General features: G+C 40.1%; 1 protein-coding gene. It reads right to left on the reverse strand.

Annotation, left to right across the window (positions count from 1 at the left end):
- Nucleotides 1-92: 92 nt before the first annotated feature.
- Complete coding sequence (locus tag CBG25_RS06465; RefSeq protein WP_290605437.1) at nucleotides 93-992, reverse strand: phage tail tape measure protein; 900 nt, start codon at nucleotides 990-992, stop codon at nucleotides 93-95.
- Between the last annotated feature and the right edge of the window lie 88 nt (nucleotides 993-1,080).

Genomic DNA, 1,080 nt, shown 5'->3' on the forward strand with positions numbered 1-1,080 from the left:
AAATTCGTCAAGGTATAATTGATTTGGCTTATCATTAGATACTGGCAGTAATTTAAGCGGCTTGGTTTCATTTGTAACACTCTACAGAATTTTTATTCTATTTTATGTGAAATTTGCGTAAGTCCTACATTAGTCGAAAAATCCCGCTGGATAAAGGCAATTGCATCACTAGCACCCTGCTTTGCGCCTGCTAATGCGGCTTGCTGCATAGCATCATTAAGCGCTTTATCCCCATTTCCAGAGACGTTAATTGTTTGATGAATATGAATTTCAGGATTAGCAAAATTTGTAGATGAATCTAATGCTCTTACACCAAGAGAGCCATCTGCACCTCTCTTTAACGGCATAATTGCCTCTGGCCCTGCTTCACCCATTAACCCTATTCCTTTCGCAAATGGGAATAACGTAGGCGAATCCACAACACTATTACTATAGGCGCTTAACCCCGACGAACGATAAACACCGCCAAGTGCGTTGGCTTTTATGTCAAGTAAATTACCCAGCTTCGTTCCGCCTAAACTGGATTCCAAGGCTTTAAATATCATCATTTTAACAATCATGCGCGTTATATCGTTGACTACCGATTGTGCAAAATCAGAAAAGTTAAATTTACCCGTCGTCACAAAGTCAGTTAGGGTATTCGACATGCCATCGAAAGCGTTTTTAGTCATGTTTCGCATATTATCAAACACGTTTTCTGTTTCCGCACCAAAATCCTGCCAGCCTTTGGCTAAACCTTGACTACCATCTTGCGCAACCTTCGCCTTACTTAATGCAGCAGCTCTCACTATCTCAATTTGTTTTTGTTCTTCTTGCGCTAAAAACTGCGTCTGTTCTGCATAAAGTTGGGAAGTCTTATCTGAAACTTCCTTATCAAGCTGATATCGCCGATTGCGAAAGTCATCCCTGACGCGTTGTTCTTCGAGCATCAAATCATAATCCACTTTGGGCAGTAAACTAGTTGCTGAATAGAGACTTGCATTTTTTGTCACGCTATTGAGAATAAAAAGAGGTTTAACTTAGAGAATAAAGGTTTGAAATGATCAACAAAGAGCGGCTGTTACGAGATAATCGTTTATG

The sequence above is a fragment of the Arsenophonus sp. ENCA genome (assembly GCF_002287155.1).
GTDB lineage: Bacteria > Pseudomonadota > Gammaproteobacteria > Enterobacterales > Enterobacteriaceae > Arsenophonus > Arsenophonus nilaparvatae.